15 protein-coding genes are annotated in these 16133 nt (G+C 41.0%); 11 read left to right on the top strand and 4 right to left on the bottom strand.

All coding sequences use genetic code 11. The features are described from left to right. Positions 1-276 precede the first annotated feature (276 nt). From typA to JS40_RS06030, 9 genes are all read left to right on the top strand, one after another. Positions 277-2070 carry a translational GTPase TypA gene (typA, locus tag JS40_RS06070; protein ID WP_034259145.1) on the top strand — a complete coding sequence of 598 codons (1794 nt, stop codon included), beginning with the start codon at positions 277-279 and terminating at the stop codon, positions 2068-2070. 93 nt (positions 2071-2163) lie between these two features. Beyond that, positions 2164-2367: a hypothetical protein gene (locus tag JS40_RS06065; protein WP_034259143.1), complete on the top strand. Its 204-nt coding sequence runs from the start codon at positions 2164-2166 to the stop codon at positions 2365-2367. Continuing rightward, entirely contained in the window at positions 2351-3736 is a 1386-nt protein-coding gene (locus tag JS40_RS06060) for a class I SAM-dependent methyltransferase (RefSeq protein ID WP_034259140.1), read from the top strand. Before JS40_RS06065 ends, JS40_RS06060 begins: the two co-directional genes overlap by 17 nt. Beyond that, positions 3737-5224, top strand: a complete 1488-nt coding sequence (locus JS40_RS06055; RefSeq protein ID WP_034259138.1) for a hypothetical protein — start codon at positions 3737-3739, stop codon at positions 5222-5224. Between the two features lie 102 nt (positions 5225-5326). Next, entirely contained in the window at positions 5327-6199 is an 873-nt protein-coding gene (locus tag JS40_RS06050; protein WP_152558143.1) for a GNAT family N-acetyltransferase, read from the top strand. After that, positions 6196-7296, top strand: coding sequence for a DegT/DnrJ/EryC1/StrS family aminotransferase (locus JS40_RS06045; protein ID WP_034259135.1), 1101 nt, complete (start codon positions 6196-6198; stop codon positions 7294-7296). The genes JS40_RS06050 and JS40_RS06045 overlap by 4 nt, the downstream gene beginning before the upstream one ends. Beyond that, positions 7297-8601, top strand: coding sequence for an O-antigen translocase (locus JS40_RS06040; protein WP_034259133.1), 1305 nt, complete (start codon positions 7297-7299; stop codon positions 8599-8601). Further along, positions 8594-10078 carry an O-antigen translocase gene (locus tag JS40_RS06035; RefSeq protein ID WP_034259131.1) on the top strand — a complete coding sequence of 495 codons (1485 nt, stop codon included), beginning with the start codon at positions 8594-8596 and terminating at the stop codon, positions 10076-10078. The genes JS40_RS06040 and JS40_RS06035 overlap by 8 nt, the downstream gene beginning before the upstream one ends. 95 nt (positions 10079-10173) lie before the next feature. Further along, on the top strand, positions 10174-10839 hold the full coding sequence (locus JS40_RS06030; RefSeq protein WP_034262149.1) for an acyltransferase: 666 nt from the start codon (positions 10174-10176) through the stop codon (positions 10837-10839). 10 nt (positions 10840-10849) lie between these two features. On the opposite strand, the gene JS40_RS06025 is transcribed toward JS40_RS06030, so the two are convergent. Beyond that, positions 10850-11386 (bottom strand): DapH/DapD/GlmU-related protein, encoded by a 537-nt coding sequence (locus tag JS40_RS06025; RefSeq protein WP_034259129.1) that lies wholly within the window; start codon positions 11384-11386, stop codon positions 10850-10852. Between the two features lie 165 nt (positions 11387-11551). Continuing rightward, complete coding sequence (locus JS40_RS06020) at positions 11552-12706, bottom strand: glycosyltransferase family protein (protein WP_034259128.1); 1155 nt, start codon at positions 12704-12706, stop codon at positions 11552-11554. Between the two features lie 50 nt (positions 12707-12756). Here JS40_RS06020 and JS40_RS06015 point away from each other — a divergent pair, with 50 nt between their 5' ends. Continuing rightward, a complete protein-coding gene (locus JS40_RS06015; protein ID WP_034259126.1) occupies positions 12757-13872 on the top strand; it encodes a glycosyltransferase in 1116 nt (371 codons plus the stop codon). Further along, on the top strand, positions 13862-14293 hold the full coding sequence (locus JS40_RS06010; protein ID WP_034259125.1) for a sugar 3,4-ketoisomerase: 432 nt from the start codon (positions 13862-13864) through the stop codon (positions 14291-14293). The genes JS40_RS06015 and JS40_RS06010 overlap by 11 nt, the downstream gene beginning before the upstream one ends. Here the strand turns inward: JS40_RS06010 and JS40_RS06005 are convergent. Together JS40_RS06005 and JS40_RS06000 are read right to left on the bottom strand one after the other, a co-directional pair. Then, positions 14264-15211, bottom strand: coding sequence for a glycosyltransferase family 2 protein (locus tag JS40_RS06005; RefSeq protein ID WP_034259123.1), 948 nt, complete (start codon positions 15209-15211; stop codon positions 14264-14266). The genes JS40_RS06010 and JS40_RS06005 overlap by 30 nt on opposite strands. Beyond that, the gene (locus JS40_RS06000) at positions 15204-16094 is read right to left on the bottom strand and encodes a glycosyltransferase family 2 protein (RefSeq protein WP_084677446.1); all 891 of its coding nucleotides are present in this window, start codon (positions 16092-16094) and stop codon (positions 15204-15206) included. The genes JS40_RS06005 and JS40_RS06000 overlap by 8 nt, the downstream gene beginning before the upstream one ends. Positions 16095-16133: the final 39 nt, after the last annotated feature.

The raw sequence follows: 16133 nt of genomic DNA, 5'->3' as shown, positions 1-16133 counted from the left end.
ACCTCTGACAATCAAAAAAGGCAAAACGAGTGGGAGAGATACAGCCGAAAGCCCGACCCGAGTTTTCCTGAGTGTAGTGCTGCACTATTTCAGTAAGGTTGTTTTAAAAAGGGAAACGAGGGATACGCCCAAAAAAGAATTAACGCTTTCTTATGTTGTAATCAGTTAAGAAACACTACTTTTGCACCGCCTTACCGAGAGGGGGTAAAAAAGCGGTTGCTTTTTTTGATAAAACACTGTATCTAAAACCATTACCCGCCAAAGCGGGCATCTGCTATGAATATTAAAAATATTGCCATTATTGCACACGTTGACCACGGAAAAACCACCTTGGTTGATAAGATCATGCACCATTGTAGCCTTTTTCGTGAGAACGAAAACACCGGTGAACTTATTCTGGACAATAACGATCTTGAGCGTGAGCGAGGGATTACGATCACTTCCAAGAACGTTTCCGTGGTGTATAAGGACACGAAGATCAATATAATCGATACCCCCGGTCACGCCGATTTTGGAGGTGAGGTAGAGCGAGTTTTGAACATGGCAGACGGCGTGCTATTGCTAGTGGATGCGTTCGAAGGACCCATGCCACAAACGCGTTTCGTACTTCAAAAAGCGATCGATCTTGGTTTAAAGCCTTGTGTGGTGATCAATAAAGTGGACAAAGAGAATTGTACGCCCGAAGAGGTGCACGAGTCGGTTTTTGACCTTATGTTCGAACTGGGTGCCGAAGAATGGCAGCTGGATTTTCCAACCGTGTATGGTTCAGCCAAGCAGAATTGGATGAGCGAGGATTGGAAGGACCAGACCAATTCTATAGAGCCTTTATTAGATATGGTTTTAGAACACATTCCTTCACCAAAGGTTGAAGAAGGTAGTGTGCAGATGCTTATCACATCATTAGATTATTCTTCATTTACGGGTCGTATTGCAATTGGTCGTTTACAGCGTGGGGTTTTAAAAGAAAATATGCAGGTAACCCTGGTAAAACGTGACGGATCCACGACCAAGTCGAAAATTAAAGAACTTCATACGTTCGAAGGTTTGGGACGAAAGAAAGTTTCGGAAGTGCACGCCGGTGACATTTGTGCATTGGTGGGATTGGAAGGATTCGAGATAGGGGATACAGTGGCCGATATTGAGAACCCAGAAGCGTTGAAGACCATTGCCATCGATGAGCCTACTATGAGCATGTTGTTCACCATTAACGATTCGCCTTTCTTTGGGAAGGATGGAAAGTTTGTGACCTCACGCCACATCAAAGAGCGTTTGGAGCGTGAACTTGAAAAGAATCTGGCCTTACGGATGCAGCCTACGGACAGTGCCGATAAATTCATGGTATTTGGCCGTGGTGTATTGCACTTGTCGGTATTGATCGAGACCATGCGTCGCGAGGGATATGAATTGCAAATTGGTCAGCCGCAGGTGATCATCAAAGAGATCGACGGTGTGAAATGTGAGCCGGTGGAAGAGATGACCATCGACCTTCCTGAAACGGTAAGTGGCCGTGCCATCGACATGGTAACCTTGCGTAAAGGGGAAATGTTGAGCATGGAAGCGAAAGGAGACCGTATGATCTGTAAGTTCACCATTCCGTCACGTGGGATTATCGGACTTCGGAATCAACTGTTGACAGCCACTGCCGGTGAAGCTATTATGACCCATCGTTTTCTTGAATATCAGCCGTTAAAAGGAGGAATTCCGGAGCGCCAGAACGGAAGTTTGGTTTCCATGGAGAATGGTTCTGCCATTCCTTATTCCATCGATAAATTACAGGATAGGGGTCGTTTCTTTGTACACCCTAACGAAGATATTTACGAAGGACAGGTAATCGGGGAGAATACACGTCAGGATGATATGACCGTGAACATCACCAAGACCAAGAAACTATCGAACGTTCGTTCTTCCGGAGCCGATGATAAAGCGCGTATCGTTCCGGCGATCAAGTTCTCTTTGGAAGAGGCATTAGAGTACATCCAGAAAGACGAATATGTAGAGGTGACGCCAAATCACCTGCGTTTGCGAAAGATCTATTTAAAGGAGACCGACAGAAAGCGAAATAAGCTGTAAATAATGTAGTGCTTTGTTCCAATAAACTGCCCGTTTTTTAGTTTATTTGTAACCTCAAGGTGAGGAACCGAGCAATTTTAAGTACGTATTGATATGAATTTTCTGTATTTCGATCCGGGATTAGGTGCAATGATCGTTCAAGCTATTGTTGCAGTAGCGGCCGGAGTGATTTTATTTTCGAAGAATGTGATGTATAAGGTGAAGGCTTTTTTTGGATTGCTGAAAGAGGAAGACGATACGTACGACTCCATCGATGTTGATGAAAAGGACACCGATCTACATGACAAAACACACTGAAAATTTACATCAAGCTTCCTTTAGAGATCCTTCTGGCTACATGTTCCATGACGGGGAACAGCTAAGAAGACGTATTCATCCTATTTATTTTCCACAGTACCGGGCGCTTACCGATAGTGGTTTCTACAGCACGCTTATAAAAAAAGGGCTGTTGATCCCACACCGCGAGACGCAGGCAGTCGAAGACGGTATTGTGATTACTCCTGAAACCATCCCTTTTATTACGAATCCGTATGAATGGAGTTTCAGTATGTACAAACATGCTGCCTTGCACACACTGAAGCTTCAGAAGTATGCACTCTCCAAAGGATTTATTCTGAAGGATGCTTCGGCATATAATGTCACCTTTCACAAAGGAAAACCTATATTTATAGACACCCTCTCATTTGATTTCTACGAAGAAAATACACCCTGGCGTGCCTATAAACAATTCATAACTCATTTTTTCGGTCCTCTGGTGTTGGCCAAATACTACGGCACCGAAGTCTTTAAAATGATGCAGACCCATATCGATGGTATTCCGGTATCCCTCATAGCGTCCCTGCTTCCGGGGAAGAGTAAACTAAGTTCCACCGTTTTTACCAATATCCATTTGCTGGCAAAGATGGAACGCAAGCATAGTGAAGATTATAAGGCGGAGACCAAACTTGCTTCCCTGTCTAAAAAATCGCAGGAGAATATATTGGAGAGCCTTTTTGACTACATCAAGAAACTGGATGTAAAAGAAGCTTCCGAATGGGGCGATTATTATACAAAAACAAATTACGATGCCATTGCTTTCGAGGCAAAGAAAAAATTGATCCGGGAATGGGTACTGCCCTTACGGCCGAAACGACTCATTGATGTTGGCGGTAATGACGGAACCTTTGCAAGAACCATCACCGATACAGTATCGCAGGTGATCGTTACCGATATCGACAGCAATGCGGTAGACCATAATTATAAGCAAGTACAGCAAAATAAAGAGGAGAACATGCTGCCCTTTGTTTGTGATGTGTTGCAGCCTGCTCCGGGAATTGGGTTCAACAATACCGAACGCAGTTCTCTTTTAGAAAGATTAACGGATTTTCAACCCGATGTGACAATGGCCTTGGCACTCATCCACCATATCACGCTTTCCGGAAATGTCCCTTTTGAGAAATCTGCGGAATTCTTCGCAAAGTTCTCCAAGAATCTTATTATAGAATTCCCAACGCGGGAGGATTCCTGGGTAGAATCGTTGTTGGTGCGAAAGCGGGAATTTATAAACCATTTCGATTTTTATAACGAAAGTAATTTTGAGGCCGGGTATGCACAGTACTTTCAGCTTGAAAAGAAAGAAGCCGTAGCCGGAACAAAGCGTATCTTGTATTTGTTTAAAGCGAAGTAAATGGCAACTCGAAAGAAGCAGAACTTTTTACAAAAATTTTTAAGTGATACCAGAGAGTACCCGGCTTTAGCTGCTGTGGCCGCCGGTTTGTATCCTGTCTTCTTCTACTTTACCAATAATTATACACTTATCAATACCTGGGGGCATGTGGGGTATTTTACGCTCTTCTTTTTAGTAGTGCCTGTTATCGGGTTTTGGTTAATCCATAAGCTATCCAAGCGGTTTGTTCCAATTCGATGGCAAAAATACATTCTCCCTTTTTTGAATGTTTTCGTTTTTTTGTTTTTACTGAAAGTATGTCTCTATGCAGGTTTGCAAAAGAAAATGACATTGGGGATCTTGGTCATAGCGGCCTTGTTCTCGTATTTTCTGTATAAGCATCTTAAAAAGGTTATTGTCTTACAGTTGTTATTGGCCCTCATTGCCACATTTACACTAATCCCCACGATTATTTCACAATTAAACTATTCGAAAGAATGGATGGAACAACCGGATGCCATCGAACAGGCGATCTTTACCAAGCGTCCTAACGTGTATTTGATCCAACCGGACGGTTATGCAAATTTTTCGGAGATCGATCGCGGATATTATAACTTAGACAACAGCAAATTTGAAACCTATCTACTTTCAAATGGGTTTAAGAACTATCCAAACTTCCGAAGTAATTATCCTTCTACCTTATCTTCGAATAGCGCCACTTTTGTGATGAAGCATCATTATTTTAATCGAGGGGTCAGCTTCAGCGAAGCAGTCAATGCCAGAAACGTGATTATTTCGAACAATGCCGTTCTCAATATTTTCAAACAGAACGGATACAAGACACATTTTTTAGCAGAAATGCCTTATCTGCTATTGAACAGACCGGAGATTGGATACGATTACGCCAACTTTAGTTACAAGGACATCTCTTATATAGGTACCGGACTGGGCGTTCGCCAAGATATTCTTGAGCCTTTAACAGAAACGTTACAAATGGATCCGGAAAAACCGAAGTTCTTTTTTATTGAGATCTTTAATCCCGGTCATATCCATGGGCGCAAAGCCGATTCGAAAGGGGTGGAAGGCGAACGAATGTTATGGGAGGAAAGCTTGAAGAATGCCAACGGGATGCTCACGAAAACAATCGATATTATTTTAGATAAAGATCCGGAAGCATTGGTCGTGATCATGGCAGATCACGGAGGATTTGTAGGTATGGAATATACCAACCAGATCTATACAAAGACCCAGGACAGAGATCTTATTTACTCTATTTTTACAAGTCAGTTGTCCATTCACTGGCCAAACAATGACGCCCCTGAGTTCGATACTGAAATAAGAACACCCGTGAATCTTTTTAGATATTTGTTTTCCTATTTGGCAGACAACAATACCTACTTAAACCACCTGCAAGAGGATGAAAGCTTTGTGATTATTAACGAAGGTGCCCCAAAAGGGGTATATTCGTATATAGATTCAGAAGGAAACATAGTTTTTAAAAAAATATAACCTATTTACTCGGTACATAAATATTCGGAACTAGAGAAAGAAAGTTGGGACGAATTTATCAGGTCGGCTAAAAATGCAACGTTCTTGTTTGAACGTGATTTTATGGACTATCACAAAGATCGTTTCACAGATTTTTCGTTGATGGTCTATAAGGACGACGTCTTGTTTGCGGTATTGCCGGCCAATATTGCAGGGGAGGTTGTCTATTCGCATCAAGGCCTCACTTACGGTAGTTTTGTGCTTCAGAAGAATGCAAAACTACTGGATGCCTTCGAGGCATTCAAGGCGCTATTAAATTATCTTTATTCCAAAGGAGTGCACCATTTAGATATGCGTGTTATCCCATCCTTCTATAATCTAATGCCTTCGGACGAACTGGTCTACTTCATGTTTCGTGCCAATGCAAAACTGGTAAAAAGGGATGCACTTATGGTCATTGATTACCGCCACAAGTTGCGATTTCAGAAGAACAGAAGGGAAGGCATCAATAAAGCTGTTAGAAATGGGCTCACCGTGTCTGTAGATACTAATTTTGAAGGATTCTGGAACGAGATCCTTATTCCAAATTTAAAGAATAAGTACAATGTGGCACCGGTCCACAGCCTAGAAGAGATCCGGTTATTGGCCCAACGTTTTCCTCAACAGATTCAGCAGGTAAATGTATATAAAGGGACCAAGATCGTTGCAGGTACTACAGTGTTTTTAACGAAGACCACGATCCATCCGCAATATGTTTCAGCAAATACCGATAAAAATTCCTACGGAAGTTTGGATCTGGTATATGACTTTGTAGTGAATAATTTTAGTGAAGGTAAGTGGTATTTTGACTTTAATACCTCGAGTGAAGAAAATGGAAAGCTCTTGAACAGCGGGTTGTTGTTTTGGAAAGAAAGCTGTGGCGCACGTACTTTTACAGCCGATAATTACGTTTTGGATATAGCAAGTTCTAAAGACCTAACACTTCCCTTATTATGATTCCTTTTTTAGACCTTCAGAAGATCAATAGCCGGTTTGAAACTGCATTTACTGAGCAGTTTCAACTGTTTTTAGAATCCGGTTACTACATTCTTGGAGATCAGGTACGCGCTTTTGAAGAAGAGTTTGCAACATATTGTGGGGTCAAGTATTGTATTGGTGTAGGCAACGGTTTGGAAGCCCTGCGCTTAATTCTGGAAGGCTACAAACAGTTAGGCATACTAAAGGAGAAGGACGAGATCCTGGTGGCTTCCAATACCTATATTGCCACTATTCTGGCCATTCAACAAGCAAACCTCAGCCCGGTCTTGGTAGAAGCCGAAGCCAAAACCTTTAATTTTGATATCACCAGTCTGGAACGACATATTTCTGAAAATACTAAGGGAATAATGCCGGTACATTTGTATGGACAATTGGCACCCATGACCCCTCTGCTTGATTTCGCAAAAAAGCATGATCTTGTTGTTATCGAAGATGCCGCACAGGCGCATGGTGCTAAGAACGAAGCCAACCTATTGGCAGGTAACCTTGGAGATGCAGCAGGCTTCAGTTTTTATCCTACAAAGAATTTAGGTGCCTTGGGGGACGGAGGTGCGGTAACAACCAACGACCAAGAACTTGCAGCGGTAATTCGAAAGTTACGCAATTACGGAGCTTCATCTAAGTATATCAATGAATTGAAAGGATTCAACAGTAGGTTAGATGAGGTGCAAGCTGCCTTGTTACGATGCAAACTTCCTTTTCTTGATAAGGACAATGACGTAAGACGCCGTATTGCAAAACGGTATTTACAGGAAGTTAGCAATCCAAAGATCAAATTACCCTATTACAGTGGCGCAGAAGATCATATCTTTCACCTCTTTGTTGTGAGCGTAGGAGATAGGGAGTCGTTTATGGAGTATATGAAAAAAAGGCAAATAGGAACACTTATACACTATCCGTTGGCACCGCATCAACAAGAAGCACTCCAAGAGTTTTCCGGCTGTTCCTTCCCTGTTACCGAAAAGATCCATCGTGAAGTAGTAAGTATTCCCATGAGCCCTATACTTACACATGAAGAAGTAACCAAAGTAATTTCAGCATTAAATTCCTACTAATTGAGAATTCCGGCCTTTATACGTGAGAATTTATTATTAAAGATCACCTCTTTGAATACCGTTGTGATTGGAATTCGATTGGTTGTTTCCTTTTTTATCCAACGCCTCTTGGCGGTATTGGTAGGAGAGGAAGGTATCTCGAAGATAGGACAACTGCGCAATATTACTCAATTGCTTACTTCCCTTGCCTCTTTTGGTATTTTTAGCGGCGTGGTAAAATATGTGGCCGAATATAAAGAGGACAAGGAACAACTGCAAAAATTATTTTCTACTTCATTGTTGTTTGTACTAATTGGAACAGTTGTGACGGCACTCCTTCTTTTTTTTGGTGCCAATGCCATAAGTGAACGACTTTTTACGTCGCAAGACTATGCTTACCTTATAAAGATTTTAGCGGTTTTAGTGCCGGTAATAAGCGTACACAGGATCTTTACAGGGGTGGTGAACGGCTTGTCCATGTATAAGAAGTATGCCAAGATCGATCTTTTTGGGTATTTGGCAAGTGCGGTCCTAATGGTTTACTTTTTGTATGAATATAATATTGACGGAGCTCTAATGGCGATCGCACTAACACCGCTCATTCAGCTTACGGTATTACTGGTAATATTTACAAAAACATTAAGGGAGTATATTCAATTCTCTAAACTTCGCATCAAGACTTCTTTTGCGAAAGGCCTTTTGGCATTTTCGTTAATGTCTTTCTTTTCCTCTGTTTTACTGAATTATGTGGAATTGGACATTCGCACCATGATCATGACCAGGATCACCGAGGCCGATGCCGGTATTTGGACGGCTATGACCTTTATTTCGAAGAACTATATGGTATTTTCCGGAAGTCTGTTTACCTTATATGTTCTTCCGAAGTTTGCCAGCATTACTACCGAAAGAGCTTTTAAACGTGAATTGTTCACCATTTATAAGACACTCCTGCCGCTTTTCGGTATTGGAATGATCGTGATCTACGTACTCAGGGACTACATTATTCTATTGATCTACCCCGATTTCACCGAAATGGCTCCTTTGTTCAAATGGCAACTTTTAGGGGATTTCTTGCGATTGGCGTCCTTGGTACTGCTACATCAGTTTTTAGCAAAGAAGTTGGTGCGAAGTTTTATTTTTTCTGAATTGATCTCACTTGGACTTTTCTACGGATTGTCCTATTACTTCGTTGATATTTACGGTGTGGAAGGCGTAGTCATTGCGCACTTTCTTCGTTATATTGTCTATCTTTTGGTCGTGTTGTTTTTAGTGTTACGTTACTTTAAGAAACAGAAACGAAAAACGGAAACTCCTTCAGATGCTTGACCCTAAAACATCATACCGCCAAGTGTTGAAAGCCACTTCATTGTTTGGAGGGGTACAGGTCTTTTCTATTGTGATAGCCATTATCCGTTCTAAAGCGATTGCTTTGCTTATTGGCCCCACCGGGATGGGTATTGCCAGTTTACTGAATTCTACACTTCATCTGGTAAATGGTCTTACAAACGCCGGTTTGGGGCAAAGTGCCGTAAAGGATATTTCGTTTGTGGATGGCGGGAATGACCTTCAGAAAACATTTAGAACTATTCGAATACTCCGAAGACTGGTTTGGTTTACCGGTCTCATAGGAGCTTTGTTAATGATACTCACGGCACCGTTCTTAAGCGAGTTTGCTTTTGGAGACGGGGCCTACACCTATGCTTTTGTATGGTTGTCGCTAGCCCTTTTATTTAACCAACTTACTACAGCCGAACTGGCAGTTTTACAAGGACTTCGGAAATTACAACGCTTAGCCAAAGCCAATCTCATTGGGAATTTTTTGGGATTGGTTATCACCCTTCCGCTGTATTACTATTTTAGACTTGACGCCATTGTACCGGCGATCATTATAGCAGCTTTAATAAGTTTACTGTTTACTGTTTACTTTTCCCGAAAGGAAGGAAATACAACAGGCAAACTTACTTCTAAAGAAGCACTCTTAGAGGGTAAGGAGATGATTCGGTTAGGGGTTATGTTAAGTCTAAGCAATATGATCACTCTTGGCGTTGCCTACCTGGTACAGGTATTTATCAACAGTGAAGGAGGTATCGATGAAGTAGGACTTTACAATGCTGGGTATGTGATCCTCAATTCTTATGTTGGATTGATTTTTACAGCTATGGCAACCGATTATTATCCGCGTCTGGCCGCCATAACTGATAAGATCGATGCGGTTCGTAAGACCGTATTTGAACAGGCATTTATTGCAATTTTGATCATAACGCCCATAATCGTTGTCTTTCTTATGTTGGCACCCTATATAATTGTATTGTTGTATTCCACAGAGTTCACACCTATTGTAGCCTTTGTGAGTTGGGGCATCTTAGGCATGATCTTTAAAGCGGTATCATTCTCGATGGGATATGTAATTATTGCCAAAGGTGACTCTAAACTGTTTATCAAGACAAGTGTGGCTTTTAATACCTTATTACTTTTAGGGAATATATTAGGATATTATTACGGAGGTTTAGAAGGGTTGGGAATAAGCTTCTTTTTATACTATATATTTCATTTTGTTCTGGTAAGGGTCATTATAAAGTACAGGTACGATTTTTATTTTGATAAAGGCTTTTACCCTATATTTATCGTATGCATTGCTTTATGTGTAGCTGCTTTCTGTTTAACATTTATAGAATATCCTTTGTTAAAATATGCTCTGATGTCGTTAGTGGTTATACTATCAACGGTGTTTTCTTATGTCCAACTGGATAAAAAACTGGATATTAAGGAGTTGTTTTCTAAAATTCTGAAAAGAAAAAAATGATTGGATCCATAAAGTCAATATATAAAAGAGCCAAAAGGAGAACTAAACTATACTGGTCTATAAACTGGTATAAAACCCTGTATTTTAATTTTAAGATGTTCCCATGGGAAATCGCCAGAAAACTGCCGGTAATTTTCTACGGACGTATAAAATTCACCCACTTATCCGGTGTCGTAAAAATTGAAGCTCCCATAGAACGAGGAATGATAGGATTTGGACAATCCTTTGAGTTTCCAACGACACGAAAAGGCACTGCAGAACTATCGCTGCAAGGCATATGGGTGTTTAAAGGGCATGCGCATTTTGGCAAAGACTGTACTGTATTGATACGTGATGGAGCCTATTGTGAGTTTGGTCATATGGGATGTCTGGCGACGAATGTAAAAATGATGTGTACAGAAAAAATTGTACTTGGAAATTGGGCAGGAATAGGATACGAATCACAGATCATGGATACTACGGCACACCCGATGATGAATACCAAAACAGGAGAATACTATCCTTTGAGCGGCCCTATTACTATTGGGAACTATAACTCCTTTTCTAACAGAATCACGGTTATGCCAAATACCAAAACGCCGGATCATTGTGTCGTGGCATCAAACTCTTTGTGCAATAGAGACTACACTTCATTGGGTAATTATATTCTATTGGGAGGTATTCCCGCAAAACTTATTAAAACCGATTACGCGCGTGATTGGGAGGGTGAAAAGGAAACGCTCTTAGATATAAAAATGCTTTGGAGAAAAAAAAGCAGATAAAACGATTGCCTTAACGAAGTTTTCTAATGGGAGTGCCTGCATAGACCCCTTTTTCATCTACATTCTTGTTGACAAAGCTCAAAGCTCCAACGGTAAGATCGCTTCCAATGATAATTCCACCTGCTATTTTGGTACCGGCACCTATATATGTATTGTTGCCAATGATGGTTCCGTGCACGGTGACGCGTTTATGTGTAGAACCTAAGGTGATCACGTTGGGTCCCAGAAAACAATTTTCCTTTAAGAGTACATTGGAGGTAAGGATGGTTCCGTACTTTATGGTAACATTGTCCTCGACCAAGCAATGGCTTCCCATGCGAATTCGACCTTGCACCGTTACATTCTTTCTGATCTCACAACCAGCATCAATTTCGCAGTAGCTGCCAATAACGCTATTGTCTCCAATCTTTACACCTTTGTGTAAAATAGTATAATTCGCTATCGAAACATTGTTCCCAATTTCTACACCTTCTTCTATGACGCAAAAGTGACCTATCTTAAAATTTTCACCTGTTTTAAAATCTGATGAAATAATATTTGTACTCATACAATAAACCGTATTTATTTAAAGCGCTAAACTGCCTTCGATTTCTTCTTGGAGTTCTTACCGTACAACAAATCTACATAGAGTTAAAGGATTTGTTATTTAATTTTTGTCTTTTTATAGCATCTTTAAAGGATAAATAATTATAAGAATAAGGTAAGGAATACGCTAATCTAACGTACGATCTCCTTTTTTCCAGATGTCCACATACTGCCTGGAAATAGCTTTATAATCATGTTCTCTCTCAATAAACAGGCGCGCGTTTTTACTTATTTCCTTGATCTTTTTTCTGTTATTAAGCAAATTCTCTACCTTTTTAACAATAGCTTCGGCATCAGGGAGGACATTAACGCATACTTCATCTTCTTGAAGATTATATTTGGTTAAGAATTCTTCTTCGGCACCGGTAAACACTACCTTTCCTTTTGCCATGGCTTCCAGCGCATTGTACCCTTGGTCAAAACTCAAAACTTGATCAAAGACAATGTGGGCTTTATTATAGGTGTTGATGTAGACATCGTATGGTAAATTCTCGGCAATTGAAATTTGAATCTCTTCTGAATGGCGCTCTTGAAGGATCGCGATCGCTTCTTCAAAATACGCAATCCCTTTGGTATGATAGTTCTTTCGGTTGATCCCCAAAAAGATTATGATCTTATCTCTAATTTCCAGATCAATAGGCCTTATAGTGTCTGTGTTGATGGGGTTGGGGATAAAGCCCAAATATTTGGGGTGGTCCTTCAGCGGGATATGGTAATCCAGATCTGAAGCGATCACTCCTTCAATTTGCTCAAATACAAATTCGTGAAGTTTTTGAAATGGCGGAGTGACATATTTCAGAACGTAGTCGTACACCGAAGCAGGGACTTCTTTGGCCAGGTACCCTTTTAGGATGGAGTAACGGTTGGTGTTCTTTAAGAGATGTTGAACATGCAGATAATCATTTCCGCAGGAGAGTAAATAAAGTGAACTGTTGTTTTCTTTTAGAAATCGAATCATCTCAATTTCATGACGCGGCATCGCGTCGAACGGACTCTCATTGATTAGTTGTACAACGTCAAAATTTTTGAGTTTTTCTTTATTTTTAAAAAACTGCTTTTTTACACTCCACGAGGTAATATCGAACCCAAAAATGCTATAGATCCCAATCTTTACTTTTCGAAGTAAACCCGTATTGAACGAGCGCTTTAATAGAATATCTGAAGGGTATCCCTTAAAATGATCTCCTGTAGAAATAAGCGTCACATCATGCCCTGAAGCTAGCAAACCTTCCTTTAATGAATTATGAAGTCTGCTGTATTCACCTACTAAGAGTATCTTCATTTTTATGGTATATTTGATCTTATTAACCGCATCAAAAATACCATTTCTTAATGACGCAGCACGCGCCCAAACGCAAATTTAAAGTGTGTTTAGTTTCTATTTCCTTGGCAGGAGGGGGTGCAGAACGCTCTTGTGCGATGCTTTCTGAAATGCTTTCTGAACACGGGCATGAGGTTCACATTGCCATTTTGAATGATGCTATAGACTATCCGTATGCTGGAAGGATCTTTAATCTGGGGCGTTTGAAGGGTAAGAAAGAAACCACACTTAGAAGGTTTTTACGAATTCGAAAACTAAGACGTTACATTCGCAAGGAACGATTCGATATTATTATCGATCACAGGGGGAAGAACGACTACAGAAGAGAGGTCTTCTACGCTAAATATGTGTACAAAGGGGAACGATTATGCTATGTGGTTCACAGCGCAAACCCTAATTTGTATCTTACCGAATATCCCGGAAAGGCTGCGGAGATGTACAATAATAATTTGTTGACGGTAGGCGTTTCTTCAGCCATTTGTAAACATATAACCAAAAATTTCGGCATTCGTAATTGTAAAGTCATTCACAATGCATTCGATCCAAACTGGAATGCTTCAGATGACAACATTCCTGCGATCCTTCAGAATAAAAAATACGTCCTTAGCTATGGGCGTATCGAAGATTCGGTAAAGGATTTCTCTTTTTTAATTGATGCTTTTTCCCTTTCCGAAGCCTACAAAAGGAATTGTTATCTGGTGATCATGGGAGAAGGCCGGGACAAGGCGATGTTGCAGCAAAAGGCTGCCGGCGTGAACGGTGGATCGCATATATTGTTCCTGCCGTTTACCAACCTTCCTTTTTCTTTTATAAAACATGCCCATGCCGTCACCCTTACCAGTAAGTATGAGGGGTTTCCAATGGTCCTGGTAGAATCGCTTAGTGTTGGTGTGCCGGTTATTGCTTTGGATATTGTTTCAGGTCCTTCCGAAATTGTACTTCACGAAGAGAACGGTCTGCTTGTTCCAAAAAGGGAGGAATCGTTATTTGCACAGGCAATTTCCCGTATGTGCTTTGATGAATCATTATATTTGCACTGTAAATCCCGGGCAAAGGAAACGGTTGAAGCTTTTTCAAAAGAACAGATCGCAGCTAAATGGGACCAATTATTACAAGATGAGTTATAAAAGCGTTCATGATATTACTTTATTGAGCATTCCTAAGATCATCGATCCGGAAGGGCGTGGAAATTTATCGGTCATCGAAAAGGACGTACTTCCCTATGCTATAAAGCGCGTCTACTATCTATACGATGTTCCCAGCGGTTCCACTCGCGGAGGACACGCACACAAGGAACAATTGGAGTTTTTGATCCCTATTAGCGGTAGTTTTGATGTGATCCTGGACGACGGAACCAGCAAAAAAACCTTTTCGCTCAATCAGCCCTTTAAAGGCTTGCTTATTCCCAAGGGCATCTGGCGTGAATTGCAAAATTTTTCTTCGGGAGCTATTTGTTTGGTGATCTCTTCGGGCGAATTTCTTGAATCGGATTACATTCGGTCGTATGACGCTTTTCAATTATTTAAAGGAAGTCAATCGAAATCCTAAACTTTCAGCAAAGGCTTTACTCTTTAGCAATAAGCGCAATATTGTCTTGGGCTGTTTGAGTAAATAGCGTTGACGGGCCGTGAGGTTCTTATTGTCCAGTGCAGTTACATATTTTTGAAAGGATACTTCGTCACCGGCCAACCTGTGTTGTATGGCAAAGCTGTATCTGTTAAGATCAAGATAGCGTTTAAAGTAGGGATCTTCTGCTGCCCGATCTTCATAAAGCGATGGATCCATATAGTTTCGCGTGCGTGTGGGCAGATTTGAAATGCGATTGCTCCCGTCCAAATTGTGCCGCGCCGTAATTTTGGATGAAAAGACCAAAGGCGATCGCAAAGCTGCCCGAATCCACAAATCGGTATCTTCACCTGCGCCGTGTGTAATCGTTGCGTCGAATCCATTTAATTCCTGAAAGAACGTTTTTTTAAAACAAACGGCAGAGGTCCACGCCAAGGCATCCATGAGACTGTATTTAAAATAATTGTCAACCGGGCCTTTCCAGGAAACAGCAGACTCTAAAATAGGAGAGATCATTGGGGTGATCAAGGTACGATTGTGTTTTTTTTCGTAGGCGGTAGCATACCAACGTGCCTCAGGGAAATCTTCAATAAGGCTGTTTAAATTCTCTAAATGATTGGAGTGCCAATAATCGTCTGCATCCAGGAAGGCAATATGTTCTGCATTCGCTTTGGCAACGCCAAAATTTCGGGTGCGCGCCACCCCTTCGTTGTCTTTACTGAAATACCGAATCCGTGGATCATCGTAACTCGTGACAATAGCTTCACTGCCATCTGTAGAGCCGTCGTTTACAATTACCAACTCAAAATCCGATTCACTTTGTAAAAAAACACTACTAAGCGTTTTTTCTATATCACGTTCCTTATTATATAACGGTATGATAACTGAGAATTTAGGCACGGGTTTTCGATTTTAGATCAATATAATGGTGTAGGCGATAGAGGTCGAACCATAACAGATTGGGGTGAGCAGAATTAAAATTAGCTTCCATTTTTTTTGAGAAAAAAGAAATACTCTTCTGAAATACGGCGAGAAGCCTCCATCTTTTAAGGGTAAGATAGCTCTTTTGCAGGGGCCGGTTGTTGTTTTTTAGAGATCCCTTTTCTTCAAGCATTACCGTTGTTCGAACGGCTTGTAATGCTTTTTTCAAAAAAACCGAATTCTCTTCCAGGCCAAGATGATACACCGGATTGTCAATATGAGTTACAGGGATGTCCCGCTCTTTCAAAAGTTGTTTGAAAAGGAGGTCCATACCATAAGCTTGTTCCTGCAATAGTGTATTTATCGAAAGGAACACCGCTTTCGGGATCATAAAACACCCCGAATTCACAGTTTCGTATGGATTTTCGTTACGTTTCTTTACTGAAAGACTTTCCCGTTCACGTCCGTATTTCCACCGAAGCATCTTTTCGGGCTCGGGAGCTTCGGCTGTATAAGTGATTCCGCCAAATACGATCCCGTCGGCGGGAAGTTGTTCAAGGAACTCTTTGATAAATGAAGCTCGCTGCGGCATCACATCGGCATCCAAAAATAAAAGTGTAGAATACAGGGCACTTTCTGCCAATAACTGGCGTACGGCTGTACGGCCTAGATTGGATTCTAATACCACGTACTTCGAAAATGGTAAGGAAGCGATCTCCTTATTTTCGTCACTCGGACTGGGAGAAGCATCCTCCATTACAACCACCTCAAAAGCAACCTCCGTTTCTGCCAATTGCATGCAAAGCGAAGAAACCAAAGGATAACAGTTATAATTGTATGTAGGGATTAATATTGAAATCATAAGTGATCGCGCTAATTTACAATTTAAAGACCAACAGCA

Source organism: Altibacter lentus (assembly GCF_000746845.1).
Lineage (GTDB): Bacteria > Bacteroidota > Bacteroidia > Flavobacteriales > Flavobacteriaceae > Altibacter > Altibacter lentus.
The sequence above is the reverse complement of the archived record's forward strand: the minus strand, read 5'-3'. Positions and strand labels throughout refer to the sequence as shown.